Below are 26,282 nucleotides of genomic sequence, written 5' to 3'. Positions count from 1 at the left end.
ATGACACAGACTATCGTCAACGAAGCCGTCGTCGCCCTCACGGCGCCGCCCGTGGCCATGCAAAACACCCGCGTACGCACGCCCTGGAGTGAGTTCTGGCGCAAGTTCAAGAAGCAGCACGTGGCCATGGGGGCGCTGGCCTTCGTGCTGCTGCTGGTGCTGCTGGCCCTGCTCGCGCCGGTCATTGCGCCCTACGACGCCGAAAACTTTTTCGACTACGACAAGCTCAACGCCGGGCCGTCGTGGCAGCACTGGCTGGGCGTTGACCCGCTGGGCCGCGACATCTTCAGCCGCATCCTGGTGGGTGCGCGTATTTCGCTGGCCGCCGGCTTTGCGTCGGTCGCCATCGGTGGCCTGATCGGCACCGCACTGGGTTTGCTGGCCGGCTATTACGAAGGCTGGTGGGACCGCATCGTGATGCGTATTTCCGATGTGCTGTTCGCCTTTCCCGGCATCCTGCTGGCACTTGGCGTAGTCGCCATCCTGGGCAGCAGCATGGTCAACGTGGTGGTGGCCGTGTCGGTGTTCAGCGTGCCGGCCTTTGCGCGGCTGGTGCGCGGCAACACGCTGGTGCTCAAGCAGATGACCTATGTCGAGGCGGTGCGCAGCATAGGCGCTTCGGACTGGACCATCATCATGCGCCACATCCTGCCCGGCACCATCTCGTCCATCGTCGTCTACTTCACGATGCGCCTGGGCACCTCCATCATCACGGCGGCCAGCCTGTCCTTCCTCGGCATGGGTGCGCAGCCGCCCACGCCCGAATGGGGCGCCATGCTCAATGAAGCGCGCGCCGACATGGTCAACGCACCGCACGTGGCGCTGTTTCCCAGCCTGGCGATTTTCCTGACGGTGCTGGCCTTCAACCTGTTGGGTGACGGCCTGCGCGATGCGCTGGACCCCAAAATTGACCGCCAGTAACAAGGCCTTTTCGTGATGCCTCGCCATCTGCTGCCCCGCATTGGCAATCTGCCGCCAGGGCCGCGCAATGCCATCACCGACGTGGCCGGCGTGACCGTGGGCCATTGCACGCTCGACGCGCAAGAAGTGCAGACCGGTGTGACGGTGATCCGCCCCCATGGCGGCGATCTGTTCCGCGACCGGGTGCCCGCGGCCGCGGTCGTGCTCAACGGCTTCGGCAAGAGTGTGGGACTGGTGCAGGTCGAGGAACTAGGCGTTCTGGAAACGCCGATTGCGCTGACCAACACCTTTTCGGTCGCCCCCGTGGCCGAGGCACAAATCCGCCAGTGCATCGCCGCCAACCCCGAAACCGGCCGCAAGCTGCCCACGGTCAATCCGCTGGTGTTTGAATGCAACGATGGGTTTCTCAACGACATCCAGCGCATGGCCGTCACCGGGCAGCACTACCTGCAAGCCTGCGCACAAGCGGGCACGGATGTCGAGGAGGGCTCGGTCGGTGCCGGCCGCGGCATGTCGAGCTTTGGTCTCAAGGGCGGCATCGGCACGGCGTCGCGCCGCGTCCCGGCACCCGGTGGCGGCGAACACACCGTCGGCGCGCTGGTGCTGGCCAACTACGGCCGGCTGCCGCAGCTGGTCATGGCCGGGCAGGCCCTGGGCGCCCGGCTGGCCAGCCAGTTGGCCGGCCCCTTGGCGCTGGAGGCTGACGAACCCGAGAAGGGCTCCATCATCCTGCTGATTGCCACCGATGCGCCGCTCGATGCGCGCCAGCTGCGCCGGCTGGCGCTGCGCGCCGGTGCCGGCCTGGCCCGCACCGGTTCCGTGTTCGGCCACGGCAGCGGCGACATCGCCCTGGCGTTTTCCACCGCCTACACCGTGCCCCAGCAAACCGGCAGACCCATGCCGGCCGTGGCCATGCTGCATGACGGCCTGATCGACCCGCTGTTTCAGGCCGTGGCCGACAGCACCGAGCAGGCCATCGTCCACGCCCTCTGCTGCGCCCGTGCCGTGACCGGCCGCAATGGCCACCACCGCCGCGCACTGGCCGATCTGCTGCCCGGCGGGGCCGCACCGACAGATCAACAAACACCCTGAACGAGTTCCCATGAAAGTTTTGATTTCCACCGACATCGAAGGCGTTGCCGGCGTTTTCCACCACGAGCAGGTGCGCGCCGGCAACCCCGAGTACGAGCGCGCCCGCCTGCTGATGACGCACGAGGCCAACGCCGCCATTGCCGGCGCTTTCGAGGCCGGCGCCACCGAGGTGCTGGTCAACGACTCGCACGGTGGCTTTCGCAACATGCCGCCGGACCTGCTGGACGCTCGCGCCCAGGCCGTCATGGGCAAGCCGCGCTACCTGAGCATGATGGCCGGCGTCGACAACGGCATGGACGCTGTGTGCATGATCGGCTACCACTCGCGCGCGCAGGGTCGCGGCATTCTGGCCCACACCATCAACAGCTTTGCTTTTGCGCGCGTGCGCTTCAACGGCGTCGAGCTGGGCGAAGCCGGCATCTATGGCGCACTGGCCGGCGAGTACGGCGTGCCGGTGGTGATGGCCAGCGGCGACGATGTGTTCATCGAGGAACACCGACCCGTGTTCCCGCATGCCACTTTTGTGCAAACCAAGCGCGCCACCGGCCACACCAGCGGCGTCAGCCTCTCGCCCGCGCAGGCCTGCAGCGCCATCCAGGTGGGCGTGGCGACCGCGCTGGCGCAGCTCGGCGCGGCCCGCCCCTTTGTGCTGGCGGGGCCCATCGCCGTGCGCATCCAGACCCAGACACCGGCGCTGGCCGACCTGTTTTGCCAGTGGCCCACCCTGCAGCGGCTGGATGGCGATGAAGTCGGCTTTGAAGCACCGACGGTGGAAGCTGCGGTGCGCATGGTCAACTGCCTGTCGGCCATGTCAACCCTGCTGCGCTAGCGCATCACAGACACGCCAGCCGGCCTGGCACATCAAGCCTGCTCGCGCAACCACTGCGCCAAGTCCGCCAGCACCTGCGGGCCAATGGAGGACACGGCGCTGAAATGGATGCAGGCGTGGATGGCGCTGGGGTAGTGCTGGTGCGCGACCACAACGCCTGCTGCCTCGGCACGCAGGGCCAGGGCATGGCCTTCGTCACGCAGCGGGTCATGGCCCATGGTGGCGACCCAGGTGGCGGGCAGCGCCGCCAGTTCGGACTTCAGCAGCGCCACATCGGGATGGTCTGGCGGCGTTGGTGATGGCCCGCCCAGATAGCTGGCGGTGAACCACTGCATGACCCCCTTGGTGAGGAACTTGCCTTCATTTTCCTGGTACGACGGGCTGGGCTCGTCCGGGTGCTGCGCCACGGGGTAAATCAGCCCCAGGGCTCGCACCACGGGGGACTGCACCCGCCGCACCGCCACCAGGGCCAGCTGCGCCCCGGCGCTGTCGCCCGCCACGGCGATGCGATGCGGGTCACCACCCAGGGTGTCCGCTTGGACGCAGATCCAGCGCAAGGCCGCTTCCACATCATCAGAGGCTGCCGGGAATGGATGCTCAGGAGCCAGCCGGTAGTCCACCGCCACGACAAGCATGCCCGTAAGGTGGCACAGGGTGCGGCAGACCTCGTCATGCGTTTCCAGGTCGCCCATCACAAAACCCCCTCCATGCACGTACAACAGCACGGGCCACGGCCCCTGGGTCGTGGGACTGTATGCCCGCAAAGGCAGCACGCCACCGGGGCCGGGAATGCTTTTATCTTCCATCTTGCCAATGGCCGGGCCGGGCAGGCCCAGGACGTTGGCCAGGTCCCGGTAGACCTGCCGCGCAATGGGCGGCGGCAAGGCCTCCAGAGGGGGAGCTCCCTGGGCCGCAGCTTGGGCCAAAAAACCTGCAAAGGCGGGATCGAGAGGCGTAGCGTCCAGCGTGGTGCGAACAGGAGATGTAGTCATGGATTTAAAGATTAGATTGATACAGGAATCGCGGCTGGCGCAACCACCGCCACCACTGGTTTGCGCAGCAAAAAGTGCCCCAACGCAGGCAGCAGCACCAGCGCCCCGACCATGTTCCAGACAAACATGAAGGCCAGCAAAATGCCCATGTCGGCCTGGAACTTGATGGGCGAAAAGGCCCAGGTGCCGACAGCCAGCGCCAGCGTGATGCCTGTGAGCATGACGACCCGACCCGTGAACTGCAGCGCATGGTGGTAGGCGTCTGACAGGCTGGCGCCCTCCCGCATGCGGGCCAGGGTAATGCTCAGCACATACAGCGCGTAGTCCACACCGATGCCCACGCCCAGTGCAATCACCGGCAAGGTGGCAACCTTCACGCCCATGCCCAGCCACACCATCAAGGCCTCGCACAAGATGGAGGTCAGCACCAGCGGCAGCACCGCCACCACCACGGCACGCCAGGAGCGGAAGGTGATCCAGCACAGGACCACCACCGCCGCATAGACCCACAGCAGCATCTCGTGCATGGCTTTGCCCACCACGATGTTGGTGGCCGCATCAATGCCGGCGCTGCCGGCGGCCAGCTTGAAAGTGACCTCGGGCGTGTTGTTGGCCGCGGCAAATTTCTCGACCTCGGCCACCACCCGCGACAGGGTTTCGGCCTTGTGGTCCTTCAGGTACACGTACAGCGCCAGGAAGGAGCAGTTCTGGTTGAACAGCTCACGCGGGGCACGGGTTTGCACGCCGCCCAGAGCGCCGTCGTTGGGCAGCAGCTCAAACCATTTGAAGTTGCCTTCGTTGTAGCCCACCATGGCCAGCCTGGACAGCGCGGCCATGGAGTTGGTGGACTCCACGCCCGGCAACTGCTCCAGGCCCCAGGCCAGGCTGTCCAGCCTGGCCAGCGTGCCGTAGCTGGTGCACTGGTCCACCGGCGTGGTCACCATCACGGTCAGGATGTCGGCGCTGGCGGCGTAGTGCGAGATTTGGTAGGCGTTGTCGCGGTTGTAGCGCGAGTCGGCCCGCAGCTCGGAGGCGCCGGGATCCAGGTCGCCAATCTTCAGGTTCAGGCTGACGGCGTAACCGCCCGCCGCCATCAAGCCTGAGACCACGATGGCCGCCGTGGCCCAGCGTTTTTGCGTGAAGTGGTCCAGCAAGGCCCACAGCCAGGGGCGCCTGGCGCCCTCTTGCACGGTTTCTTCGCGCAGGCTGCGCGCCGCTGCCGACGGGGCCACGCCCGTGTAGGACAGCAAAATCGGCAGCAGCACCAGGTTGGTGAAGATCAGCACGGCCACGCCAATGCTGGCGATCAGGGCCAGGTCCTGGATCACCTTGATCTGGATGATGACCAGCACGGCAAAGCCCACCGCGTCGCATAGCAGCGCTGTCAGGCCGGCCATGAAGAGGCGGCGAAAGGTATAGCGCGCCGCCACCACCCGGTGCGTGCCGCGGCCAATGTCCTGCATGATGCCGTTCATCTTCTGCGCACCGTGGCTCATGCCGATGGCAAACACCAGAAAGGGCACCAGCACCGAGTAAGGATCCAGCTCATAACCCAACAGCGCCAGCAGACCGAACTGCCAGACCACCGCCACCAGGGAACAAGCCACCACCAGCGCCGTGCTGCGGCCGCAGCGGGTGTAGGCAAACAGCACCATGGTGGTGATCGCCAGGGCCAGCAGGAAAAACAGCAACACCTGCTGCAGGCCTTCAATCAGGTCGCCCACCACCTTGGCGAAACCGGTCACGCCGATCTCCAGCGTGTCGCTGCCGTACCTGGCGCGCAGCACTTCGATCTGGCGCGACAAATCGCCGTAGTCCAGCGCCTTGCCGGTCTCGGGGTTGCGGTCCAGCAGGGGCACAAACACGATGCTGGATTTGAAATCGCCGGCCACCAGTTGCCCGATCTCGCCCGAGCGTTCCACATTGGCGCGCAGGTCGGCCAGGCTCGCAGGCGAGCCGTCAAAGGTGTCAGGAATCACCGGGCCGCCGTCCAGGCCCTCTTCGGTCACCGCCACCCAGCGGGTGTTGGAGGTCCACAGCGACTTCATGAAAGGCCGGTCCACGCCGGGGAGCAGGAAAATTTCGTCATTGATTTTCTGCAGCGCATCCAGATAGCGCTTGTCGAAAATCGTGCCCTGTTTGGCCTGTACCACCAGCCGCAGCGCGTTGCCCTGGCCCGCCAGGTCGCCCTTGTGCGCCAGGTAGTTGACGATGTAGGGATGCGAGGTCGGGATGGTCTTCTCGAAGCTGGCGTTCAATTTCAGTTTTGTCGCCTGCCAACCCAGCACCAGGGTCAGCAGCAGGCACAGGGCCATGACCCAGGGACGGTGGTTAAAAAAAGCGCGTTCGAGCAGCGTGCCGGAGCGCGTGTCGAAATCTTCAAGCCGCGCGACGACAGGCTGGCTGGATGCGTTGATGGAGGAGGAATCGGCGTGCATAAAAAATCTTCAGTTAACAGAGGGTGCCGAGAGCGCGGGCAGCCGCCGCATGCCACGCAGGCTGGCCAGCACCAGGCTGCCATCGGCGGCAATCGCAACACCGGAAACAGGAACCGGCTCGCGGGCGGGAAGGCGCTTGAGCGCGGGCCCATCGTCACGCCCCACCAATACGTCCCCGGCCTGGCCCATCAGCACAAAACCGCCATCGGGCAAAGCTGTGCCTGCGCCAATAGACATCGGCAGGCCGGTATCCAGTTTTTCCCAATGCGTGCCCGCGTCCGTGGAGCGGTAGGCCGTGCCGCGCAAGCCGTAGGCCAGCCACACATCACCAGCGGTGTGCAGCAAGCCAAAAAAGCTGCCTTTGTACGGCGACTCCAGCGCGGCAAAGCTGGCCCCACCGTCGGTGGAGCGCAGCAGCAAGCCCTGCTCGCCGGTGATCACCAGCGTGTTGCCATGGGCGCGCAGGCCGTATAGATGCAAGGACTTGGGATTGGGCAAACGCGGCCCCATCGCCGCCCAGGTCTTGCCGCCGTCCACGGTGGCGAACATCAGGCCGTAGGCTCCCACGGCAAAGCCGCGCTGCGCGTCGATGAATTCCAGGTCAAAAAACGGTTTGTCCGCGCCCTCTTCCACCAGGCGCCGGGCATTGGCAATCGCCTTTGCATCCCCCGTGCCCTGCGCGCCCTGCAATGCCAGCGCAGCGGCCTGGATGCCGTCGAGCTGCTTGTGCCAGGTGGCGCCGGCGTCAATGCTGCGCAAAATCACGCCCAAATGGCCTGCCGCCCAGCCGGTTTTTTCATCGGCAAAACGCACGCTCGTGAGGGTGGCTTGCACCGGCACGGCGGCCTGCTTCCAGCTGACGCCGTGGTCGTCCGACAGCAGCACGGTGCCGCGCTCGCCGACGGCCACCAAACGCTTGCCGGCGCGGGTCACAGCCAGCGTGGCCGCGCCCAGGGCCTTGGGCGTCATCAGGGCGGCTTGCGACAGCACGGCCGGGGCAGTGGCAGACCACGCGGGCAGCGTGGCCGTGGCCGCCATGCCGAGCAGCCCCAGCAGGGCAGCTCGCCGCGCAACGCCAGCTTGTGCGAATCCGCTCATCAACGCGCGCCTTCGCTGGACAGGGATTCAGCGCTGAAGAAGCTGCGCGGAATCGGAGGCACGATTTCATACTGCTTGGGCATTTCGTTGGAGGCCATGTTCAGGTAGTAAGAACCGTTTTGCATGTCGTAGCCGCCCCACAACACAAAATTCGATACGGCGGGAACATCTGGCAGGGTCAGCATCAGGGCGTAGTTGGTACGCCAGAGCTGGCCCTTGGCATCCCAGCCGTCAAACAGCGCGATTTGCCAGGAGTCCTCGTCAATGTAGTACTTGCGCTTGGGCACCACGTGGCGCTTGCCCGAGGCCAGCGTGGCCTCCACTTCCCACACACGGTGCAGTTCCCAGCGCACCTGGGCCGGGTTCAGCGTGTTGGGCGTCACCAGGTCTTCCACCTTGGCTGACGCAGCACGGTTGTTGTTGTAGGGGATGTACATCTCCTTCTTGCCCACCAGCTTCAGCTCATGCTTGTCGATCGGGCCAAACAGGGTGAAGGCTTCGTCGAACAAACCGATGCCGGAGGTCACCGAGTCCGGCGTGTCATAGGCCACCGAAGGCGCTTTGCGCACACGGCGCTGGCCCACCAGGTACTGCCACAGGCCACGCGGTGCGGCTTCTGAAACACCGTCCAGCGCCAGAATCGCTTCGCCCGCCTTGGAGCCCGGCGCGTTGGCGACGAACTTGCCGAGCGAGTAGTAACCGTCGAACTTCTCCAGGCTGCTGTCCTTGGCATAAAAAGCCTGGCTCAGGGTCTGCGTGCCACCCGAGGCCATGGCACGTCGGCCATCGGCCGTCACCACCCACACCCGCATCGGCAGGGTCACGTTGCCGCCACGCCAGGCGGTGCGCTGGTTCCACATGGCCTCATAGCCGTCCTTGGGGATGGGGAATGGCACGCCGCCAAAAGCACCTTCCATGCCGTAGCCGCCTTCAATGGTCTTGGCGCGGGTGGCGTTCTTGAAGGTGTTGTCGTACACCGACTGGGGGGCCGCAGCGGTGCGGTGCGTGGGGTACACGTCGATGCGGAAGTCAGGGTACTTCTTCATCAGGGCCTGCACACCGTCGCTCAACTTGTCGGCGTGCTGCGCCATGTTTTTGGCGCTGATCGACAGGGTGGGCTTTTCGTTGGGGTACAGGTCAGGGCGGGCATCGCCGCTCTTGTAGCCGGGTGTGGCCTTGCTCAGGCCGCCGTCCCAGGAGGGAATCGTGCCGTCCTTGTTGCCAGCCTTCTCCGCGCCCAACGGGGTCAGCGTGGTCTTGAGTTTGGCGGCCTCGTCCGCGCTCACAGCGGCTTGGGCGGTCAGGGCAGCGGTCAACAGGGCCGCCGCGAGCAATGGGGGTTTTGCAAACTTCATCATGGTGTATGTCTCGGTAATAGGTGTTTTCAGAAAGTGCGGGAAGCGGTGAAGGACAGGTAGTTGCGGTCTTTCAGCGTCTGGCCGTAGGACAGCATGCGGGTGGGCGTACTCGCATCGGTGACGGTGAAGGTGTTCTCCTTGCCGAAGAAGGCGGTGTAGTTCAGGCCCACATTCCATTCCTGGTACTTGCCCTTGACGCCGACGCTGAAGTCGCCCCCTTTGCTGACACCGCCGGCGAAGTTGAAGATGGCCGAGGAGCGGCCCCCAAAGTTGTAGCCCAGGCCGATCGGAATCGACAGGTCCAGGCCGGGCAGTACCTGGAAGTACTGCGGCTCGAAAATCATGCGAAAGGCCGCGGCATCGCGCGTGGTGTTGGGGTCAAGCCCGCCGAAGCCAACGGCGCTGGGGTTCCTGCTCACGCTCAAGACCCGGTTCCAGGCCAGCTCGGCCAAAAGGGCGCCGCCGTCCCACAGGCTGGACTTGGTGAGCACGTAGATGCCCGACAGGTTCAGGTGCGCCGTCTTGCCGATGGCGTGGCAGGGGTTGCTGGCCGATCCGTCGCAGTTGACCGGCGGCATGAAGGGCGCACCGCCCAACACAGCCGGGTCGCTGGCCAGCGGTGCGTCGGTGCGCACCGAGCCTTCCAGCGCCCAGTTGAGCTGCCCGACGGACGACGTGACGCTGGCGCCAAAGGTCTTGATGCCCTTGGCATAAACCTTGTGGACGTTGCCATTGATCAGGTCGAACACCGGTACCGATGGCGTTTTGTCGTTGTAGCGTGCGGCGTAGAGGCCGTATTCAAACGCGCTGCCTGCAGGCGACCAGCGCAGTTGGGCGCCGAATTGGCCGCTGTTGCCCGGCGTCTGGTCCTTGCTGTTGTCGGTGTTGAGTACCGTGGTCGGACCCAGGTAGACGCGGCCGCCGCCGATGTAGTCCTGGTTCGAGAAATAACTGCCCACACCAGGGATCTTGCTGGGCCGCCATTTGAGCTGGTAGTAGCCGCCCAAGGTCACCCCCTCCGCCACCTGCAGCGAGCCGGAAATCTGCTCCACCGGCAGCAGCACTTCCTTGAACTGCCAGTTGGGCACCGAGACGATCTTGGCGATGTCCACCGGGCCTTGCGCATTGGCAATGCCGTTCTGGCCGAAGAACAGGCTTTCGCCGTATTGCAAGGCATGCTTGCCGACGCGGATCGAGGCCGGCATGCTGCCCAGGTTGCCCTTGGCAAACGCAAAGGCATCGAGAAACTCGTTATCGCGGCCATGCTGGGCGCTGGTCGCTGGAATGAACTGGTTGGCGGGCTGGCCGACGAAATTGCTGACCCCCAGCGTGCCGTCGTTCGCATTGGTGCCCCGGTACTTCGAGTCGTACCAGGCGGAATGGCTGATGCGCAGACCGACGTTGCCGTGGGTCACATCGAACTCGGTCAGCAAGTCGACGCGGTTGGAGACGATGCCTTTTTTACTGAAGTTGGCATTGCCGTCGTTCTCATTGGCCACGCCGGCATCGGGCGACGGCACTGTCAGGGCCGCCGAAGCATCCTTCAGCCGATAGGCCGTGCTGTACTTGGGCGTGAAGTCCAGCCGTATCCTAGTGTCGGGGTCGGAACCTAACTCCATGGCTTGGGCCGACAGCGCGCAGAGCAGGCTGCTCGCCAGCGCCAGCGCCAGGGCGCCGGGTTGGAAGGGGGTGATTTTTTTTGTCATGCATGTCTCCTCAAGTTATGGTCTGTGGGGTCGGTGGGGGTCTATCGCTTGCTCAAAGATAGGTCGAGGCCAGGCCGCCATCGACCGGAATGTTCACGCCGCTGACCCAGCGCGCTGCATCGCTGCACAGCCAGGCAATCACCGCGGCCACCTCGTCGGCAAAGGCCGGGCGCAGCATGCGATGGGCATCTTTTTGAATCCGCTCTTCGCCCAGCATGGAGACGAAGTCGCCCAGGATGGGCGTGAACACCGGGCCAGGTGCGACGCAATTCATGCGCACCCCTTTGCCCAGGAACCATTCCTGCGACTGGGTGGCGCTCCAGACGATCAGGGCTTCCTTGAAATACTGGTAGCAGGTGGCGTGCGGCACGGGGTGGTCGCGCAGCCAGGCAGCGCCGGCCTCAAAGCCCTTCACGGCGGCGAGCTCCTTGTGCAGGTCCAGCCGCAGCGGCCATTCGGCACCCAGGATGGAGGCCACATTGACGATGCTGCCGCCACGCGGCATGCGCGGCAACACGGCTTGCGTCAGGTGCCGCAGGCCCAGGTAGTTCACGCGGGCCACCAGATCGCCGGCGGCCGTGCCGGGCACGCCGGCAACGTTGCAAAACGCGTCAATGTGCGCGGGCAGCCGGGCCACGGCGGCATCAATGGCGGCGGCGCTTCCCAGATCGGCCTTCACGAAATCATCCAGCGTCAAGCTGGGGTCGTTGCGGTCCATGCCAATGACTTGGGCGCCCTGGAAGCGGGCCAGCCGGGCCACCTCGGCCCCAATGCCGGACGAGGTGCCTGTGACGACGATGGTTTTTCCTTGCAAACTCATGAATCTCTCCTCAAAAATCTGACTTAAAACGGGTAGGTGGGAGCCGTGTCCTTGATCGTCATCCACTGCCACATGGTGTATTCCTCCAAGTCCGCCGGTCCGCCCACGCTGGTGCCGTTGCCCGCAATGCCGGGGCCGCCGAAGGGGTTGACGCAGTCGTCATTGACGGTCTGGTCGTTGATGTGGACCATGCCGGACTTCAGCTGCTGGCCCACGGCCATGGCACGGCCTACCGAGCTGGAGATGACGGCGGAAGACAGGCTGCCGGTGTTGTTGTTGGCCAGGGCAATGGCTTCTGCATCGGTCTTGTAAGTGATGATGTTGGCGACGGGGCCAAAGGTTTCTTCGTCATACACCCGCATGCCGGCCTTGACGCCCGTCAGCACGGTCGGCTTGTAGAACAGGCCGTCAAAAACTCCACCGGCTTCCAGCTTGGCGCCCGCTTTCACGCTGTCCTGCACGAGGGCGTGCACGCGGTCGCGCTGCCTGGCATCGATCAGCGGGCCCAGGGCTACCTGGCCGCTGGCACCGTTGCCCATCGGTAAATGCGTGGCCTTGGCAATCAGTCGCCTAGTCAACTCGGCGGCCATGCTCTCATGCACCAGGATGCGGTTGGAAGCCATGCAAATCTGGCCCTGGTGAAAGTAGGCACCCCAGGCGGCATTGCTGGCGGCCACATCCAGGTCGGCATCGTCCAGAATGATCAGGGAGTTGGCGCCGCCCAGCTCCAGCGACACCTTCTTCAGGTGGCGGCCAGCCAGCTCACCAATGCGGCGGCCCACAGCGGGCGAACCGGTGAAGGCAATCATCGGCACCAGCGGGTCAATGACCAGGGCTTCACCGGCTTCAGCGTCGCCCGGCAAGACCTGCAGCAAGTCTTTGGGTAAACCGGCTTGCGCGAAGATGCGGGCGATCATCAGGCCACCCGTTACGGGGGTGCGGGTGTCAGGCTTGACCACCACGGCATTGCCAGCGGCCAAGGCCGGGGCCACCGAGCGGATGGTCAGGATCATCGGGAAGTTGAAGGGCGAAATCACCCCCACAATGCCGTGCGGCACACGGCGCGCGATGCTGGTGCGGCCCGGCACACTGGGCAGCACATGGCCTTGCGACTGCAGGGGAATGCTGGCGGCCAGATTGCAGATCAGCGCGGCCTCGCGAATTTCATGCTGACCTTTGGCCAAAATGCCGCCCGTCTCGCGTGCGGCGAACAGCGCCAACTCATCACCATGCTGCTGAAACAGGGCGGCGGCACGGCGAAAAATTTCAGCCTTTTCACGCGGAGGCACCGCCACCCACGCTTTTTGCGCGGCAGCGGCAGCGGCAGTCGCGGCGGCCACGTCGGCCGCATCGGCAATGCCCACGGTGCACAACACCTGGCCCGTGGCGGGTTCGATCACATCGCGCGCACCGCCACCCAAGGCAGCTTGCTTCAGGCCGGAAAAATTAAAAAATGCTGTTACATCTGCTGCACCCATGGGAAAAGCCCTTTCGGTTGGTTTATCAGTTCGTCACTTTTTCTGTGACATACCGGATGCGTTGCAATGCACAGACCAACACCCGCAATCGCAACCGCCTGCGGCCCCGCATTGAGGTCTTTTCGAGAGGGGGACTAGGGACATACCCCAAGTCCAATTACTGCGGTGCAGCAAAGGGAAATCCCTGTTTTATTTTTTGATCAAATGGTTATAAACATGAACTACAGTTGCGCAATTGATCAAATAAAAAAAACAAAACCATGGGCAACACTTCGCGCATCTCCCTGGCCGACGTGGCCCGGGCCACGGGCACGACCCTTGGCAACTTCGACAGCGCATTGGTGGCCAAAGCCCTGGGCGGATTTGCCAGTGCCCACATGGGCGGCGATGCCCACCCCAACATTGCCGACATCAGCGAATGCCTGTTTTTTTCTCCGGGGGACGGACGCATCTGGCTGCAAGACCAGCGCATGGTCTTGTTGCACACGGAAGCCCTGGGCTCCCTGCGGCGTGAAATGATTGACAGCCTGGGGCTGGAGCAGGCCCGCGGACTGTTCACCCGTGCGGGCTATGTCAGCGGCGCCCGCGATGCCCAACTGGTGCGGCGGCAGTGGCCCGATGCAGATCCGTCGGCCATCGCCCTCGCGGGTACGCGCCTGCATGCGCTGGAGGGGGTGGTGAAAGTCGAAGTGGTGCGGGCCTCGTACAAGCCCGAAACGGGCAGCTATGAAGGCGAATTTCTGTGGCACAACTCCAGCGAAGACGATGAACACATCGCCGCCTACGGGATTGGCGGCTCACCCGCCTGCTGGATGCAGGTGGGCTATGCCACGGGCTATGTCAGCACATTGTTCGGCCATCTCGTCGTTTTCCGGGAAACACAGTGCCGCGCCATGGGCGAAGCGCATTGCCAGGTGATAGGCAAATCAGCCGACCAGTGGGACGATATCGCGGAAGACATGCGCTACCTCAACGTCAGGGAGTTTGTCGACACCGCTGCCTACGCCCGTCCAGCCCCCAGCGCCGCCGAACTGCCCCAGGTCGAGGCCTCCGCCGGTGATGCGATGGTCGGTGCCTCCTCGGCCTTCAACGCCGCCTGCCACCAGCTGAGCCGCGTGGCGCGCACCTCGGCCACCGTGCTGTTTACCGGCGAGTCCGGCGTGGGCAAGGAAAAATTTGCCCACATGCTGCACAAGATCAGCCCGCGCAAGGACCGGCCCTTTGTGGCGGTGAACTGCGCAGCCATCCCGGAAACCCTGATCGAGTCCGAACTGTTTGGCGTGGAACGCGGGGCCTACACCGGCGCCAGCCACTCGCGGCCGGGCCGCTTTGAGAGAGCCAGCGGCGGCACCCTGTTTCTGGACGAGATTGGCTCGCTGAGCTATGTCGCCCAAGGCAAGCTGCTGCGCGCCTTGCAGGAGGGCGAGGTGGAACGCGTGGGAGGCACGCGCAGCATTGCAGTGGATGTGCGCGTCGTGGCGGCGACCAATGAAGCGCTGCGTCAGGCCGTGCTGGAGGGACAGTTTCGCGAGGACTTGTTCTTTCGGCTCAATGTCTTCCCCATTCACCTGCCGCCCCTGCGCGAGCGGCGTGATGACATTCCCCTGTTGATGAACCACTTTCTGAACCATTACCGGCGCAAGCACGGCTGCAACACTGGCGGCTTCACGCAGGCCGCGGTTCGGTCCCTGCTGAACTATGCCTTTCCAGGCAACATCCGCGAACTGCAAAACCTGGTCGAACGCGCTGTGATCATGGCCGACATGGAAGGGCTGATCGATGTGCACCACCTGTTCACCAGTGGCGAAACCCTGAGCACCGACATCATGACGCTGCGGCTGAAGGGAAGCTCCGCAACTTTAAACTTCGCAGAGCCTGCAGGCTGCGCACAAGCCCTGGCGATAGCCACACCGTCAAGCGCGGCGCAGGCTCCGCAGTCTCTGGACCAGACCGAGCGCGAAACGCTCCTGCGGGCGATTTCCACATCCCAGGGGAATCTGTCCGCCGCAGCGCGGCTGCTCAACACAACGCGGGCGAAGCTGGCCTACCGCGCAAGAAAGCATCGCCTCCTGTGATTCGCGCACACTTGCCTTGAGGTTTCGGGCTGCCCCGCCAGCTTCGGCCCCCACCCGCTCACCCACCCAGCATCGCACCCAAGCGGGAGGGCCGCCAAGCCTGTGGCCGGTGCGCTTCAAGCGCTTCAGTTAAATTACCCGTCTATGCCGACCCCTTCCATTCCGCGCAAAGCGAGCAGTCCCAGCTTTTCCCAACGAGAGTTCCGGGCCTCGCTGGCCATGTTTGCCACCGGGGTCACCATCGTCACCGCGCGCACGCCGGCCGGCGTGCTGGTCGGCCTGACGGCCAACTCCTTTAATTCGGTGTCGCTCAACCCGCCCCTGGTCCTCTGGAGCCTGGCGCAGGCAGCGGGCTCCATGGCTGCGCTGAGCGCCGGATCGCACTACGCCATCAACATCCTGGCGGCGGACCAGAAAGCGCTGGCCGAACGCTTTGCCAGCCGGCGCGAAGACCGCTGGGCGGACGTGCTGTTCACCGAAGGCGCGAGCGGCTCTCCCCTGCTCAGCGGCGCGGCCGCCACCTTCGAATGCTTCAACCGCAGCCGCTACGAGGAAGGCGACCATGTGATCTTCGTCGGCGAAGTGGAGCGCTGCAGCCACCGCGCCGGCGCGGCGCCGCTGCTGTTTCATGGCGGCAGGTTCTACACCGAGCACCCTTTGTGAACTGGCGCCGAAGCGTCACCCACTGAACCTGCTGCGTCTTGTGACGCTGCACTTCACGGCACCGCACGATAGCGATCCGTGCCTCCTTCCACATTCCATCCTGAGCCCATGACCGCACGCAAAGCCCACCTCGATGCCCTCGCCATTTCCCTGCTGCTGGGCTGCTGCCTGTTCTGGGGCCTGCAGCAGGTGCTGATCAAGGCCACCATCAGCGAAATCCCGCCGATGTTCCAGGCCTCCTTGCGTTTGCTGGGCGCCACGGCCCTGCTGGGACTGTGGTGCTTGTGGCGCGGCATTGCGCTGTTTGGCCGTGACGGCTCCCTGCGGGCCGGCCTGCTGGCAGGTGCGCTGTTCGGCGCGGAGTTTGCCTGCATCTACCTGGGGCTGCAGTACACCAGCGCCTCGCGCCTGACGGTGTTTTTGTACACCTCGCCTTTCTGGGTCGCCCTGCTGGTGCCGCTGTGGGTCAAGGCCGAACGCTTGCGCGGCCTGCAATGGGTTGGCTTGCTCGGGGCCTTTGTCGCCGTGGTGTTTGCCCTGCGCGAAGGCTTCACGGCCGGCCAGGGATCGACGGCGCGCGGCGACCTGCTGGCGCTGCTGGCCGGGCTGCTCTGGGGACTGACCACCGTGGTCATTCGCGCTTCCCGCCTGACCAACATTGCGGCGGAAAAGCTGCTCTTTTACCAACTGGCCGTGAGTGCCGTGGCCTTCCCGGCGCTGTCACTGGCGCTGGGCGAGGTGTGGGTCTGGCAATTCAGCCCGTTTGCCATCACCTCGCTGCTGCTGCAGACCGTGATCGGCGCTTTTGCCAGCTACCTGGCCTGGATGTGGATGCTGGGGCGCTACCCGGCGACCCGGATTTCAGTGTTTGTCTTTCTCACGCCGCTGTTTGCGCTGCTGTTTGGCGCCCTGTGGCTCAAGGAAAGTGTGACGCCGGGTTTGCTCGCGGCGCTGGCGCTGGTAGCCGCGGGGGTGGTGCTGGTCAACCGCCAGCCGGCGACGGTGGCCTGAACGGGCCTGAAAAAGTCAGCGCTCAGCGCGCTTCAGGGTTTCGCCACCATGTGCAAGATCATCTCGACGCGGTTGCCGTGGCCTTGCGTGAGAACCAGGTAGAGCTTGTCGTTGATGAACAGCAATTTCCCGTTGCGCTGAATGCGTGCCGCGACCGCGTAGCGCATGCGCGGATCGATCTTGCCGGGCTCCACTGTCAGTTCAAACGGCAAGGGAACCTGGCTGCTGGCAGTGAACCGCTGCTCGGCCAATACGCCGGACGCGCTGTCCAGGCGCGAAATATCGCGCAGCTGAACGATGACATCGCTGTCGGGCGGCAAGGCGACGCGCTGCAGGTAAGACACGGTGCCGGTCACACGCAGCCCGGAGGCCGCAGATGGCGCACCCGATGCCGGTGCGGCGCCCGAAGGAGCGGTGCCCGGTCCGGTGGCGCACGCGGTCATCAAGGCAAGCAGACCCAGGGCGGCCAGCCTCATCAGTCGTCGTTTCATGCGCTCCTTTCGGCAAGGTAGTTTTTCGAGAACTGAACATACCACGCGAGACAGTCCGGGTTGGCCATGGCGTCCCGGTTCACCACCTTCTCCAGCGGTTGCCCCAGCAGCAACTTCTTGATCGGCAGCTCCTGCTTTTTGCCCGAGAGGGTACGCGGAATTTCAGGCACCTGAAAAATGGCATCGGGCACAAAGCGCGGCGACAGCGCGGTTTTGATCGCACCGTTGAGCCGGGCTTTCAGGGCGTCGTCGAGCGCCACACCCTCGCGCAGCACCACAAACAGCGGCATGTAGCTTTCGCGGCCCAGATACTCCAGGTCCACCACCAGCGAGTCCAGCACTTCGGGCAGCGCCTCTATCGCGCTGTACAGCTCGCTGGTGCCCATGCGCAGGCCGTGGCGGTTGATGGTGGCGTCGCTGCGGCCGTAGATGATGCAGCCACCCGCAGGCGTAATTTTGAGCCAGTCGCCATGCCGCCAGACGTTGGGGTACATGTCGAAGTAGCTGGACAGGTAGCGCGGGCCGGGTTCGGCGCTGGGCCGCCCCGAGCCGGTTCCGGACCCCCTCGGGGGGTAGGCGGCATCGCCGCCCGAGGGCTCCATTGCGCCGGTGTCGCCCCAGAAATACAGCGGCATCGACGGAATGGGCTGGGTGCAGACCAGCTCGCCGACCTCGCCAATCACCGGCTGGCCCTGTTCATTCCAGGCCTCGACCGCGCAGCCCAGCAGGCGGCACTGCATCTCGCCCGGCACCAGCGGCAGTTCGCGGTTGCCGCCGATAAACGCACCGGCAAAGTCCGTTCCGCCGGAAATATTGCACCACCATATGGGAGCCCCCACGCTTTTCACTTCGTGTAATGCGCTGCCCCCCGAGGGGGCTGTGCTTGCTTGGGGCGGCCCGGCGCTGCGCACGGCTGATGCCCCCACGCTTGCCACTTCGTGTACTACGCTTCCCCCCGAGGGGACTGTGCTTGCTTGGGGTGGCCCGGCGCTGCGCATGGTGGAGGTCCCCGTGCCTGCCGCATGCAGCTTGCGGAATTGCTCCGCCCCCCATCGCTGCGTGTCTTCGCTCAGCGGTGAACCGGTGCTGCCGAGTGCCCTTACCCTTGTCAGGTCGCCGCATTCCGCCAACTCAACCCCCGCCTTCATGCAGTTGGCAAAGAAGGCGGCACCGGCGCCGAAGAACGTCACCTCAAGGTCGGCCGCGAAGCGCCAGAGCGTGGTCCAGTCGGGCTTGTCCTTGCTGCCGCCGGGATTGCCGTCAAACAGGCAGCAGGTGGTGCCGTTCAGCAGGCCGCTCAGTTGTGCGTTCCACATCACCCAGCCCGTGGAGCTGTACCAGTGGTAGCGCTCGCCCCAGCTGTTGGCCTCGTAGCTGCAACCAATGTCGTTGTGCAGGGTCTTCAGCGCCAGCGCCACCAGCTGCGTGCCGCCGTGGCCATGCACGATGGGCTTGGGCAGGCCGGTGGTGCCGCTGGAATAGACAATCCACAGCGGATGGTCAAACGGCAGCCAGAGCGGTTCAAACGCCGCAGTTTGCGCATCGTCCTGGGCCACAGCGCTGTCGAACCGTGTGCAATCTGCCATTGAATTTGCAGCGCGCAGGTTGTCGTGCACGATCACGTGCTGCAAACTGGGCAGTGCGGCCCGCAGTTCCGCCACCACGCCGGTGCGGTCCAGATCACGCCCGCCATAGTGCACGCCGTCGCAGGCGATCAGCACCTTGGGCTCGATCTGCTTGAAGCGGTCCAGCACGGCGTGGGTGCCCATGTCGGGCGCGCAAATGCTCCAGACACCGCCGATGCTGACCACGGCCAGGAAGGCCACCATGGCCTCGGGAATGTTGGGCAAATAGGCGGCCACACGGTCGCCCGGCTTCACCCCCCGGGCCTGCAGGTGCAGCGCCAGCGACGCGACCTGCTGGCGCAGGGCGGGCCAGCTCAGTTCGCGGTGCCGGCCACTGGCAAGACTCTTTTCGTTGTGGCTGACCAGGGCCGGAAAACCGGCTGCGTGGGCCTTGTCCACATGCCGCAGGACCTGCCGCGCGTAGTTGACCTGGGCACCCGGAAACCACCGGGCACCGGGCATGCGCCGCTCGGCCAGCACGGCCGTGTGCGGCGTCGGCGACTGCAACTCAAAATAGTCCCAGATGCTTTGCCAGAAGGCCTCCAGGTCGGTCACCGACCAGCGCCACAGTGCGTCATAGCTGTCAAAGGACAGGCCGCGCGTGGCCTTCAACCAGTCCTGGTAGAGGCGTATTTGGGGAATATAGGGTGCGCTCATGGTGCGAGCTTAACGCCACGACCTTGGCGTGAGAAGGGTCAACGCGCCCCCGGAAATGCGGTATTTGCAATTTCGCACAATCGTGCTAATATTCACCGTATGGACGCCAAAACCCAGAAAAGCGAGATGACCCGGACCGCCATCATTGGCGCGGGAATTGATCTTGCAGCGGCGGAAGGCCTGGAGGCCATCACGCTGCAGGCCGTGGCCGACCGGATCGGCCTGTCCAAGAGCGGCGTGTTCTCGCGCATCGGCTCGCGCGAGGCTCTGCAAAAGGCTGTCATTGAAGAGTTTGGCCGGCGCTTTCTGGCCGACGTCTTTGTACCGGCCATGCAGCAGCCCAAGGGCCTGCCACGCCTCAACGAAATCGTGCGCCGCTGGATTGTGCGCACGCGCGACGTCGAAGTGCAGCAGGGCTGCATCTACACGGCCGGCGCGTTCGAGCTGGACGACAAGGAGGGCGAGTTGCGCAACACGCTGCTGCAGGAAGTGACGCGCTGGCGCGCCGCCTTGCGCCGTACCGTGTTGCAGGCCATCGAGGCCGGCCACCTGCAACCAGACACCGACCCCGAGCAGCTGGTCAGCGAAATCAGCAGCTTGTCCATTGGGCTGTTGCACGATGCGCGCTTTCTGCGCGACCCGCGCGCGGCCGAGCGCACCCAGGCATCCTGGGAGCGCCTGATTAACAGCTACAAAACCTGATTGTTGAGGGATGCCCACGTGCCCTTGTTTGTTGTGTTTGCTCTAATTTCGCACGATCGTGCGAAGAAAGGAAGATGCCATGTTGATCATCATTTTTTCGTTCATCGGTTTTCTGCTGGTGTGCGGTGTGACGGCCGCCCTGGCCTCGCTGCGCCAGCTGCCGCGCAGCAATGAAGACTGGATCTATTACTGAAACTGAATGACTGAAGCCGCCGGAGCCTGCCCCCTGCTGATTCAAAAACGGAGAGTCCCACATGACACGTACATCCCTGCAGGCCTCCACGGCCTACTACAACGCCAGCCCGCTCACGCGGGTGTTCCGCTGGGGCCTGGGAGCCTCGCAGCGCATCTGGCCGGCGCTGGCCGTGCGTGCGGCCTATCGCCTGTTTGGCACGCCGCTACCGCCCAAATGGCTGAGCCGCCGCAGAGCCTGGAGCCCTGCCTGGCACCTGGAGCAGTGGCCGTTTGAAGATGCCAGCCTGACGCTTTATTCACGCCCGATCGCGCCGCAGGGCCCGGTCGTTCTGCTGGTGCACGGCTGGGGCGGACACGCCGGCCAGATGCTGGCGCTGGCCGACACGCTGGCGGCGCAGGGCATGCGGCCCATGATCGTCGAGATGCCCGCGCACGGACGCAGCCGCGGCTCGACCAGCAACCTGCCGCAATTCGCACGCGTGATCGAGTACGTCTCGGCGCGCCTGCAGCAGCAGGGCTACAGCGTGCACGGCTTGGTGGCCCATTCGCTGGGCGCCAACGCCGGCGCCTATGCCGCCAGCCGCGGCCTGCCGGTGAACCGGCTGGTGCTGCTGGCCCCGCCCGCCTCGCCTTATGAGTACACGCGCCTGTTTGCCCACGTGTTTGGCCTGAGCGAGACCACGCGCGCAGCCATGCAGCGTCGCGTTGAAGCGCGCGAAGGCATCCTGATGCCGCAGTTTGAACCGGCGGCGGTGGGCCCGCGCATCCGCTTGCCCACGCTGGTGGTGCATGACCGGCAGGACAGCATCAACCGTTTTGCCGATGGCGTGGCGTACAGCGAGGCGATTGGCGGTGCTCGCCTGGTGGCCACCGAAGGGCTGGGGCACCAGAAGATCCTGAAAGACACCGGGGTGCTGCAACACGTCGCCTCGTTCCTGGCCTGAGGCCGGCCATCGCCGGCCGCAGATCGCAGGGTGCCCGTTCTGCCGGCACCCGGTCGCTCTTGTGGGATGCGTCCATTGCCCCTAGCATTGCCACACTTTACAAAGAGGAGAGAGTGATGGGAATGCTGGACTGGACAGAAAAAAGCAGCGCAGTGTTGCAGCAGGGAGGCGTGATCGCGCCGGACGAGCGGTTGCCGTGGCCGCAAACGACGATGATGGGCGTGCAGCACGTGATTGCGATGTTTGGCGCCACCGTGCTGGCGCCCATCCTCATGGGCTTTGACCCCAACATTGCCATTCTGATGAGCGGCATTGGCACCCTGATATTTTTCGCCATCACCGGGGGCAAGGTGCCAAGCTACCTCGGTTCCAGCTTTGCCTTCATTGGCGTGGTGATTGCCGCCACCGCCTATGCGGGCAAAGGCCTGAACGGTAACATCGGCGTGGCGCTGGGCGGCATCATCGCGTGTGGCGTGGTCTACACGCTGATAGGCGCCATCGTGCAGTTCGTGGGCACGGGCTGGATAGAGCGCGTCATGCCGCCAGTGGTCACCGGCGCCGTGGTGGCCGTCATCGGCCTGAACCTGGCGAGCATTCCCGTCAAGAACATGGCGGCGAGCAACTTTGATTCGTGGATGCAGGTGGTGACCTTCGTCAGTGTGGCGCTGGTGGCCGTGATGACGCGCGGCATGGTGCAGCGCCTGCTGATCCTGGTCGGCCTGATGGTGGCGAGCCTGGTGTATGCGGTGCTCACCAACGGACTGGGCCTGGGCAAGCCGATTGACCTGTCGGGCATCGCCAACGCGACCTGGGTGGGTGTACCCGGCTTTGCCGCGCCGGTCTTCAGCCTGAATGCCATGCTGCTGATTGCGCCGGTGGCCATCATCCTGGTGGCGGAAAACCTCGGCCACATCAAGGCGGTGACCGCCATGACCGGCAAAAACCTGGATGTCTACATCGGCCGCGCCTTCATCGGCGATGGTGTGGCCACCATTGTTTCGGGCAGCGCCGGCGGCACCGGCGTCACCACCTACGCCGAAAACATCGGCGTGATGGCGGCCACCAAAATCTACTCGACGGCGGTGTTTGTGGTCGCTGCGCTGATTGCCGTGATGCTGGGCTTCAGCCCCAAGTTCGGCGCTCTGATCCAGGCGATTCCCCTGCCCGTGATGGGCGGGGTGAGCATCGTGGTGTTCGGCCTCATTGCCGTGGCCGGCGCCAAGATCTGGGTCGACAACAAGGTGGATTTTTCAGACAACAAGAACCTGATCGTGGCGGCCATCACGCTGGTGCTGGGCACCGGCGACTTCACGCTGAAGTTCGGGCAATTTGCGATGGGCGGCATTGGCACCGCCACTTTCGGCGCCATCTTGCTGTACGCGCTGCTCAACCGCCAGCGACAAGCGCTGACGGTGCCGCAAGGCCCCACGTCGCAAAGGCCCTAAGCCCTAGCCCCTGGACCGCGTCAGCGCCAATTTGATCGCCGCCAGTTCACGCTCCAAAGCGACGCGTTCGCCGATTTCCTGCGCCAGGACCTGGTGAACCTGCGCCAGCTCGTCGGCAGACTCCTGAATCCTGCGTTCGATTTCGTCAGTTTTTTGCAGGGCCTGTGCCACGTCGCCGGTTTGCAAGGGGTCGGGAATTTCTTGTTTGAGTACGGTGTTGATCACCATCAGTTCATCGGCCGCCTGCTCCATCGTCTCTTTCGCCGTGTCATTCTGATCCAGCGCGCGCGCAAGCGGAGTGGAAAGGGGAGAGGCGGGCGGCTTTTGGGACATGGTCAGGACCTTGGGTTAGGCTGCAAGGACATCGACACCGGATATAGCCCGAATAGCGGATTGCCGCAAAGCTGGAGATTTATCGACTTAAAACTTTACTCCACTGGAATACCCCAAGGACGGCCAAGTTACGGGCCATTACGGCGTTAACCAAAATAAACACATGTGCGGGGCTTCGCGCCCGCCAGTTCGGGGAGTGGGGAGCCTCAGGGCTGCTTTCCGGGGGATCCGGTGCCGCTTCCGGGAACCGGCTTGCCCGCGGGATCCGGGCTGAAGATCTTGCCCAGCGTGGCGCCTACACGGGCACCAATCGCCGTGCCAACGCCGGGCAGTATCGCCGTGCCCACCATGGCGCCCGCCAGCGCGCCGCGGGATACGGACACCCTCACCTTCTCAAGAGGTCCGTTGATTTGCAAGGGTACGCCGACCACACCGTCCACGAGATCCACCGAGAGTTCAGCCTGGACTTGCTGGTTGGCCACCCGGGCCTTTCCCGACGCGGTCAGTGCACCCGACCCTGCCTTGATACCGGTGTAGTCGACCACCATGCCCTGCGGTGTGTTCTGCGTGTCGAGCTGCCCGGTGACTGATTCGAGCGCTGTCTGCCCGGCGAACTCCTGGCCCGCGCTGCGAATCGCCTTGTCGAGGTCAAAATGCAGCAGCTTCGAAGAGCCCATGGCGAACGTGGTCCTGGTGTGAAGCGACTGCGCCAGTTCGACAACGTTGTCGCCATGGGCGGACAGCACCGTATTGCCAGAGGCCTTGCCCGCGACGATGGAACGGCGGTTGAAGGCGGCCAGCGCACTCTGCACCTCCATATCCTTCGGTTGCAAGGTGCCTTCCAGGTGAAAGCGGCCGTTGGGACGGGTCTGCAGTTCCATCGTGCCGTGGGCCGTGCCGCCGCCCACGTTGATGCGGGCAGCCCACCGGTCATCCTGCCCCTCGCGGGTCAGCGTGAGGTCGGTGACGGGCTTGAAGCCGGGACGGCGCACCAGGGCCTGACGCGGCCGCCAGCCGGGATCAAAGTCCACCTCGCCGTCGTAAATGACGGGAATACCGTGCCGCGAAATCCAGGTCACGTCGCGAAACACCAGACGCACCAGCGGAATGTCGCCGGCGCTCAATTCGCTTGGCTCGCGACCGTGTTCCGGCCTCGCAAGCGCCCAACCCAGCGACAACTGCGGCACGGTAGCGCCCTGCAGGTCTACACGGTCTATCTTCACGCGGCGCTGCCAGAGCGCCAGCAGGTCCGGATAAGCGGTAAGTTTCTGAATGACGATGGGCTGCGGCTGCACCGTGACGATATGTTCGATCACCAGCGTCGGCGCCGGCAGCAACCGCCAGCGCAGCGCACCGACGTCGACCTTGACACCGAGCCACGCCTCCAGTTGCAGGGCCGCGCGACGCGCCAGCTCGTCATCGGAGGGCACGAGGCGCATCATCGCCACCCAGAGCAAAGCCGGCAGGCCCAGGACCAGGCCGAGCCCCACAAGCCAGCGGTGCGCGCGTGTCATGGGGATTGTGCTTTCGTGGCCATTTTTCCAGCCTACGCCCGGTCCTGGCAGCGGAAGGCGCGACAAGTTACCCAACGGGTGTAGGCGGCCACCTTATAGTGGAGGGCGCCCTGTCCCCGAATCAGTCTGGAATCACCATGCGCATCTGGAAACAGCCCATCTCCATCGAATTGCTCACCGCGTCCAACGCGAACTGCGCCGTCACCCATCTGGGCATCGAATTTCTGGAAGTGGGTGATGATTTCATCCGCGCCCGCGTGCCGGTGGACCGCCGGACGACCCAACCCTACGGCTTGTTGCACGGCGGGGTGTCAGTGGTGCTGGCCGAAACACTGGGCTCGTGCGGCGCCGCTTACACAGCGCCTGCAGGGCATCGCGCTGTGGGACTGGATATCAACGCCAACCACCTCAAGGGCACAACCAGCGGCTGGGTGACCGGCATCACGCGGCCCGTGCACATTGGCCGAAGCACCCAGGTCTGGCAGATCGAGTTGACCAACGACGCCGGCGAGCTGACCTGCGTGTCGCGCATCACCATGGCGATGCTGCAGCCGAAGCAGTCGTGATATCCAGGCTCGACGCTGCCGGCTTCAAGATACGCTCACTCCTCCGAGGCCGCCCTCGCCATGCGTTCGCTTTTCCAGTACACATCGTCACCGCCATTCATGCGGTTGAGCACGCGTGACAGCACGAACAGCAGGTCGCTCAAGCGGTTGAGGTACTGACGCGGCGCCTCCTTGAGGGGCTCGGCTGCGCCCAGGGCCACCACCGCCCGCTCCGCGCGGCGCGCCACGGTGCGGCACACATGCGCGAGCGCCGCGGCCCGCGAGCCAGCCGGCAAAATGAATTCCGCCAGACGCGGCAGCTGGGCATTGTGCTCGGCCAGCGCCGCATCGAGCAGGGCCACGGCTTCGGGCTTGAGGAGCTCATAGCCCGGGATGGACAGCTCGCCCCCCAGGTTGAACAGCTGGTGCTGCACTTCGACCAGCAGGTCGCGCACGCCCGGCGGCAATTCTTCGCAGAGCAGCACGCCGATCTGCGAATTCAATTCATCGACGTCGCCCATGGCATGAACACGCAGGCTGTCCTTGGAGACGCGCGTGTTGTCGCCCAGCCCCGTGGTGCCGTTGTCGCCCGTGCGTGTTGCGATCTGTGAAAGTCTGTTGGCCATATGGGTGAGATGTGAAGGGAGTGAGGCGCCGTGAAACCGGTGAAGCCTCGCGCGGCGTTACGCGAGGCAAGCAAATGTGTCCTGGTCCGTCACCATGTCAGCGGAGAAACACCCTGCAAGAGTGCTGGCCGCCTGACGCTCTTTGCGATGCAATCGGGCCCTGTTCAACCTTGAAGCAGCTTTGAAACAATCTTTGAAGGATATCTCTGCATGACGGTGAAAAACCATTCTATTCCCAACTTTGGCAACTTTGACTTTGGCAACTTTGAATTACGCAGCGTGGTGCTGATGGCGGCGTTGGCCATGGGCGCTGCCGCCGCCGCGCGGGCGCAAAACTCACCGCCCTCACCTACCAGTCCCGCCAGCCCCAGCAGTCCGTCGGCCCAACTGGCGCCTTCGGCAACAGCCGCTACCATTCCGCCAAACCGGGTGACCCGCAATGACCTGGAGGCGGCGTTTAACCGGGCCGACACCAACCGGGACGGCAAGCTGAGTCGCCAGGAAGCCGAGCATTTCCCGGCCGTGGCGCAGCGTTTCGAGTTGATCGACACCGATCACGACACCTTCATCTCGCGCAGCGAATTCAGCAGCGCAGCAGGCTCCTGACGCCTTCCGCATCTTCGCTCCTGGCGCGCCGCCGGCCTGCACCGGCGGCGTGACTTCCAGGTGCTCCGGCAACGCCCCGGCGTCCGGGAACTCCACAAGCTTTCTTTGGCAGACCCGA

At 64.5% G+C, this 26,282-nt stretch carries 23 protein-coding genes; 11 read left to right on the top strand and 12 right to left on the bottom strand.

The annotated features are described in order from the left end of the window. From gsiD to AC1DUR_RS19620, 3 genes are read left to right on the top strand one after another with little or no spacing between them, the layout of a single operon-like run. A complete protein-coding gene (gsiD, locus tag AC1DUR_RS19630; RefSeq protein WP_477721995.1) occupies positions 1 to 921 on the top strand; it encodes a glutathione ABC transporter permease GsiD in 921 nt (306 codons plus the stop codon). A gap of 15 nt (positions 922 to 936) precedes the next feature. After that, positions 937 to 2,013 carry a DmpA family aminopeptidase gene (locus tag AC1DUR_RS19625; protein WP_477721994.1) on the top strand — a complete coding sequence of 359 codons (1,077 nt, stop codon included), beginning with the start codon at positions 937 to 939 and terminating at the stop codon, positions 2,011 to 2,013. A 10-nt stretch (positions 2,014 to 2,023) separates the two neighbouring features. Continuing rightward, the gene (locus AC1DUR_RS19620) at positions 2,024 to 2,842 is read left to right on the top strand and encodes a M55 family metallopeptidase (RefSeq protein WP_477721993.1); all 819 of its coding nucleotides are present in this window, start codon (positions 2,024 to 2,026) and stop codon (positions 2,840 to 2,842) included. A 32-nt stretch (positions 2,843 to 2,874) separates the two neighbouring features. Here AC1DUR_RS19620 and AC1DUR_RS19615 read toward each other — a convergent pair whose 3' ends face one another. The 7 genes from AC1DUR_RS19615 to AC1DUR_RS19585 are packed head-to-tail and all read right to left on the bottom strand — an operon-like array spanning position 2,875 to position 12,732. Continuing rightward, positions 2,875 to 3,834: an alpha/beta hydrolase gene (locus AC1DUR_RS19615; RefSeq protein WP_477721992.1), complete on the bottom strand. Its 960-nt coding sequence runs from the start codon at positions 3,832 to 3,834 to the stop codon at positions 2,875 to 2,877. 11 nt (positions 3,835 to 3,845) lie between these two features. Beyond that, positions 3,846 to 6,272 (bottom strand): efflux RND transporter permease subunit, encoded by a 2,427-nt coding sequence (locus AC1DUR_RS19610; RefSeq protein ID WP_477721991.1) that lies wholly within the window; start codon positions 6,270 to 6,272, stop codon positions 3,846 to 3,848. Between the two features lie 9 nt (positions 6,273 to 6,281). Next, positions 6,282 to 7,370: a WD40/YVTN/BNR-like repeat-containing protein gene (locus AC1DUR_RS19605; protein ID WP_477721990.1), complete on the bottom strand. Its 1,089-nt coding sequence runs from the start codon at positions 7,368 to 7,370 to the stop codon at positions 6,282 to 6,284. After that, the gene (locus AC1DUR_RS19600) at positions 7,370 to 8,725 is read right to left on the bottom strand and encodes a DUF1329 domain-containing protein (protein ID WP_477722010.1); all 1,356 of its coding nucleotides are present in this window, start codon (positions 8,723 to 8,725) and stop codon (positions 7,370 to 7,372) included. The genes AC1DUR_RS19605 and AC1DUR_RS19600 overlap by 1 nt, the downstream gene beginning before the upstream one ends. 29 nt (positions 8,726 to 8,754) lie before the next feature. Further along, the gene (locus AC1DUR_RS19595) at positions 8,755 to 10,434 is read right to left on the bottom strand and encodes a DUF1302 domain-containing protein (RefSeq protein ID WP_477721989.1); all 1,680 of its coding nucleotides are present in this window, start codon (positions 10,432 to 10,434) and stop codon (positions 8,755 to 8,757) included. Positions 10,435 to 10,486: 52 nt separating this feature from the next. Further along, a complete protein-coding gene (locus tag AC1DUR_RS19590) occupies positions 10,487 to 11,254 on the bottom strand; it encodes a coniferyl-alcohol dehydrogenase (RefSeq protein ID WP_477719372.1) in 768 nt (255 codons plus the stop codon). Positions 11,255 to 11,277: 23 nt separating this feature from the next. Further along, positions 11,278 to 12,732: a benzaldehyde dehydrogenase gene (locus AC1DUR_RS19585; protein WP_477719371.1), complete on the bottom strand. Its 1,455-nt coding sequence runs from the start codon at positions 12,730 to 12,732 to the stop codon at positions 11,278 to 11,280. 260 nt (positions 12,733 to 12,992) lie between these two features. Between AC1DUR_RS19585 and AC1DUR_RS19580 the strand changes: the two genes are divergently transcribed. The 3 genes from AC1DUR_RS19580 (at position 12,993) to AC1DUR_RS19570 (ending at position 16,481) form a co-directional block, all read left to right on the top strand. Continuing rightward, a complete protein-coding gene (locus tag AC1DUR_RS19580; protein ID WP_477721988.1) occupies positions 12,993 to 14,807 on the top strand; it encodes a sigma 54-interacting transcriptional regulator in 1,815 nt (604 codons plus the stop codon). Positions 14,808 to 14,951: 144 nt separating this feature from the next. Continuing rightward, positions 14,952 to 15,470 carry a flavin reductase family protein gene (locus AC1DUR_RS19575; protein ID WP_041388150.1) on the top strand — a complete coding sequence of 173 codons (519 nt, stop codon included), beginning with the start codon at positions 14,952 to 14,954 and terminating at the stop codon, positions 15,468 to 15,470. Positions 15,471 to 15,578: 108 nt separating this feature from the next. Next, positions 15,579 to 16,481, top strand: a complete 903-nt coding sequence (locus AC1DUR_RS19570) for a DMT family transporter (protein ID WP_477721987.1) — start codon at positions 15,579 to 15,581, stop codon at positions 16,479 to 16,481. 32 nt (positions 16,482 to 16,513) lie between these two features. On the opposite strand, the gene AC1DUR_RS19565 is transcribed toward AC1DUR_RS19570, so the two are convergent. Both AC1DUR_RS19565 and AC1DUR_RS19560 read right to left on the bottom strand, forming a co-directional pair. Beyond that, complete coding sequence (locus tag AC1DUR_RS19565) at positions 16,514 to 16,972, bottom strand: YbaY family lipoprotein (RefSeq protein ID WP_477719368.1); 459 nt, start codon at positions 16,970 to 16,972, stop codon at positions 16,514 to 16,516. After that, complete coding sequence (locus AC1DUR_RS19560) at positions 16,969 to 19,254, bottom strand: acetoacetate--CoA ligase (protein WP_477721986.1); 2,286 nt, start codon at positions 19,252 to 19,254, stop codon at positions 16,969 to 16,971. Before AC1DUR_RS19560 ends, AC1DUR_RS19565 begins: the two co-directional genes overlap by 4 nt. Before the next feature lie 99 nt (positions 19,255 to 19,353). Between AC1DUR_RS19560 and AC1DUR_RS19555 the strand changes: the two genes are divergently transcribed. The 3 genes from AC1DUR_RS19555 (at position 19,354) to AC1DUR_RS19545 (ending at position 22,540) form a co-directional block, all read left to right on the top strand. After that, positions 19,354 to 19,956: a TetR/AcrR family transcriptional regulator gene (locus AC1DUR_RS19555; RefSeq protein ID WP_011481094.1), complete on the top strand. Its 603-nt coding sequence runs from the start codon at positions 19,354 to 19,356 to the stop codon at positions 19,954 to 19,956. Between the two features lie 254 nt (positions 19,957 to 20,210). Then, complete coding sequence (locus AC1DUR_RS19550; protein WP_477721985.1) at positions 20,211 to 21,095, top strand: alpha/beta hydrolase; 885 nt, start codon at positions 20,211 to 20,213, stop codon at positions 21,093 to 21,095. Between the two features lie 116 nt (positions 21,096 to 21,211). After that, positions 21,212 to 22,540, top strand: coding sequence for a solute carrier family 23 protein (locus AC1DUR_RS19545; RefSeq protein WP_477719365.1), 1,329 nt, complete (start codon positions 21,212 to 21,214; stop codon positions 22,538 to 22,540). A 3-nt stretch (positions 22,541 to 22,543) separates the two neighbouring features. Here AC1DUR_RS19545 and AC1DUR_RS19540 read toward each other — a convergent pair whose 3' ends face one another. Together AC1DUR_RS19540 and AC1DUR_RS19535 are read right to left on the bottom strand one after the other, a co-directional pair. Beyond that, complete coding sequence (locus tag AC1DUR_RS19540) at positions 22,544 to 22,873, bottom strand: hypothetical protein (RefSeq protein ID WP_477719364.1); 330 nt, start codon at positions 22,871 to 22,873, stop codon at positions 22,544 to 22,546. A 206-nt stretch (positions 22,874 to 23,079) separates the two neighbouring features. After that, positions 23,080 to 24,387 carry a hypothetical protein gene (locus AC1DUR_RS19535; RefSeq protein ID WP_477721984.1) on the bottom strand — a complete coding sequence of 436 codons (1,308 nt, stop codon included), beginning with the start codon at positions 24,385 to 24,387 and terminating at the stop codon, positions 23,080 to 23,082. 137 nt (positions 24,388 to 24,524) lie between these two features. Between AC1DUR_RS19535 and AC1DUR_RS19530 the strand changes: the two genes are divergently transcribed. After that, positions 24,525 to 24,953, top strand: coding sequence for a hotdog fold thioesterase (locus AC1DUR_RS19530; protein ID WP_477719362.1), 429 nt, complete (start codon positions 24,525 to 24,527; stop codon positions 24,951 to 24,953). Positions 24,954 to 24,988: 35 nt separating this feature from the next. On the opposite strand, the gene AC1DUR_RS19525 is transcribed toward AC1DUR_RS19530, so the two are convergent. Continuing rightward, the gene (locus AC1DUR_RS19525; RefSeq protein ID WP_477721983.1) at positions 24,989 to 25,558 is read right to left on the bottom strand and encodes a cob(I)yrinic acid a,c-diamide adenosyltransferase; all 570 of its coding nucleotides are present in this window, start codon (positions 25,556 to 25,558) and stop codon (positions 24,989 to 24,991) included. 210 nt (positions 25,559 to 25,768) lie between these two features. Between AC1DUR_RS19525 and AC1DUR_RS19520 the strand changes: the two genes are divergently transcribed. Continuing rightward, positions 25,769 to 26,164: an EF-hand domain-containing protein gene (locus AC1DUR_RS19520; RefSeq protein WP_477721982.1), complete on the top strand. Its 396-nt coding sequence runs from the start codon at positions 25,769 to 25,771 to the stop codon at positions 26,162 to 26,164. Positions 26,165 to 26,282: the final 118 nt, after the last annotated feature.

Source organism: Polaromonas sp. P4_F4 (genome assembly GCF_056401355.1).
The sequence above is the reverse complement of the archived record's forward strand: the minus strand, read 5'-3'. Positions and strand labels throughout refer to the sequence as shown.

Coding starts and splice junctions, on each gene's coding strand:
- gsiD (WP_477721995.1), top strand. CDS start 1: ATGACACAGACTATCGTCAACGAAGCCGTCGTCGCCCTCACGGCGCCG.
- AC1DUR_RS19625 (WP_477721994.1), top strand. CDS start 937: ATGCCTCGCCATCTGCTGCCCCGCATTGGCAATCTGCCGCCAGGGCCG.
- AC1DUR_RS19620 (WP_477721993.1), top strand. CDS start 2,024: ATGAAAGTTTTGATTTCCACCGACATCGAAGGCGTTGCCGGCGTTTTC.
- AC1DUR_RS19615 (WP_477721992.1), bottom strand. CDS start 3,834: ATGACTACATCTCCTGTTCGCACCACGCTGGACGCTACGCCTCTCGAT.
- AC1DUR_RS19610 (WP_477721991.1), bottom strand. CDS start 6,272: ATGCACGCCGATTCCTCCTCCATCAACGCATCCAGCCAGCCTGTCGTC.
- AC1DUR_RS19605 (WP_477721990.1), bottom strand. CDS start 7,370: ATGAGCGGATTCGCACAAGCTGGCGTTGCGCGGCGAGCTGCCCTGCTG.
- AC1DUR_RS19600 (WP_477722010.1), bottom strand. CDS start 8,725: ATGAAGTTTGCAAAACCCCCATTGCTCGCGGCGGCCCTGTTGACCGCT.
- AC1DUR_RS19595 (WP_477721989.1), bottom strand. CDS start 10,434: ATGACAAAAAAAATCACCCCCTTCCAACCCGGCGCCCTGGCGCTGGCG.
- AC1DUR_RS19590 (WP_477719372.1), bottom strand. CDS start 11,254: ATGAGTTTGCAAGGAAAAACCATCGTCGTCACAGGCACCTCGTCCGGC.
- AC1DUR_RS19585 (WP_477719371.1), bottom strand. CDS start 12,732: ATGGGTGCAGCAGATGTAACAGCATTTTTTAATTTTTCCGGCCTGAAG.
- AC1DUR_RS19580 (WP_477721988.1), top strand. CDS start 12,993: ATGGGCAACACTTCGCGCATCTCCCTGGCCGACGTGGCCCGGGCCACG.
- AC1DUR_RS19575 (WP_041388150.1), top strand. CDS start 14,952: ATGCCGACCCCTTCCATTCCGCGCAAAGCGAGCAGTCCCAGCTTTTCC.
- AC1DUR_RS19570 (WP_477721987.1), top strand. CDS start 15,579: ATGACCGCACGCAAAGCCCACCTCGATGCCCTCGCCATTTCCCTGCTG.
- AC1DUR_RS19565 (WP_477719368.1), bottom strand. CDS start 16,972: ATGAAACGACGACTGATGAGGCTGGCCGCCCTGGGTCTGCTTGCCTTG.
- AC1DUR_RS19560 (WP_477721986.1), bottom strand. CDS start 19,254: ATGAGCGCACCCTATATTCCCCAAATACGCCTCTACCAGGACTGGTTG.
- AC1DUR_RS19555 (WP_011481094.1), top strand. CDS start 19,354: ATGGACGCCAAAACCCAGAAAAGCGAGATGACCCGGACCGCCATCATT.
- AC1DUR_RS19550 (WP_477721985.1), top strand. CDS start 20,211: ATGACACGTACATCCCTGCAGGCCTCCACGGCCTACTACAACGCCAGC.
- AC1DUR_RS19545 (WP_477719365.1), top strand. CDS start 21,212: ATGGGAATGCTGGACTGGACAGAAAAAAGCAGCGCAGTGTTGCAGCAG.
- AC1DUR_RS19540 (WP_477719364.1), bottom strand. CDS start 22,873: ATGTCCCAAAAGCCGCCCGCCTCTCCCCTTTCCACTCCGCTTGCGCGC.
- AC1DUR_RS19535 (WP_477721984.1), bottom strand. CDS start 24,387: ATGACACGCGCGCACCGCTGGCTTGTGGGGCTCGGCCTGGTCCTGGGC.
- AC1DUR_RS19530 (WP_477719362.1), top strand. CDS start 24,525: ATGCGCATCTGGAAACAGCCCATCTCCATCGAATTGCTCACCGCGTCC.
- AC1DUR_RS19525 (WP_477721983.1), bottom strand. CDS start 25,558: ATGGCCAACAGACTTTCACAGATCGCAACACGCACGGGCGACAACGGC.
- AC1DUR_RS19520 (WP_477721982.1), top strand. CDS start 25,769: ATGACGGTGAAAAACCATTCTATTCCCAACTTTGGCAACTTTGACTTT.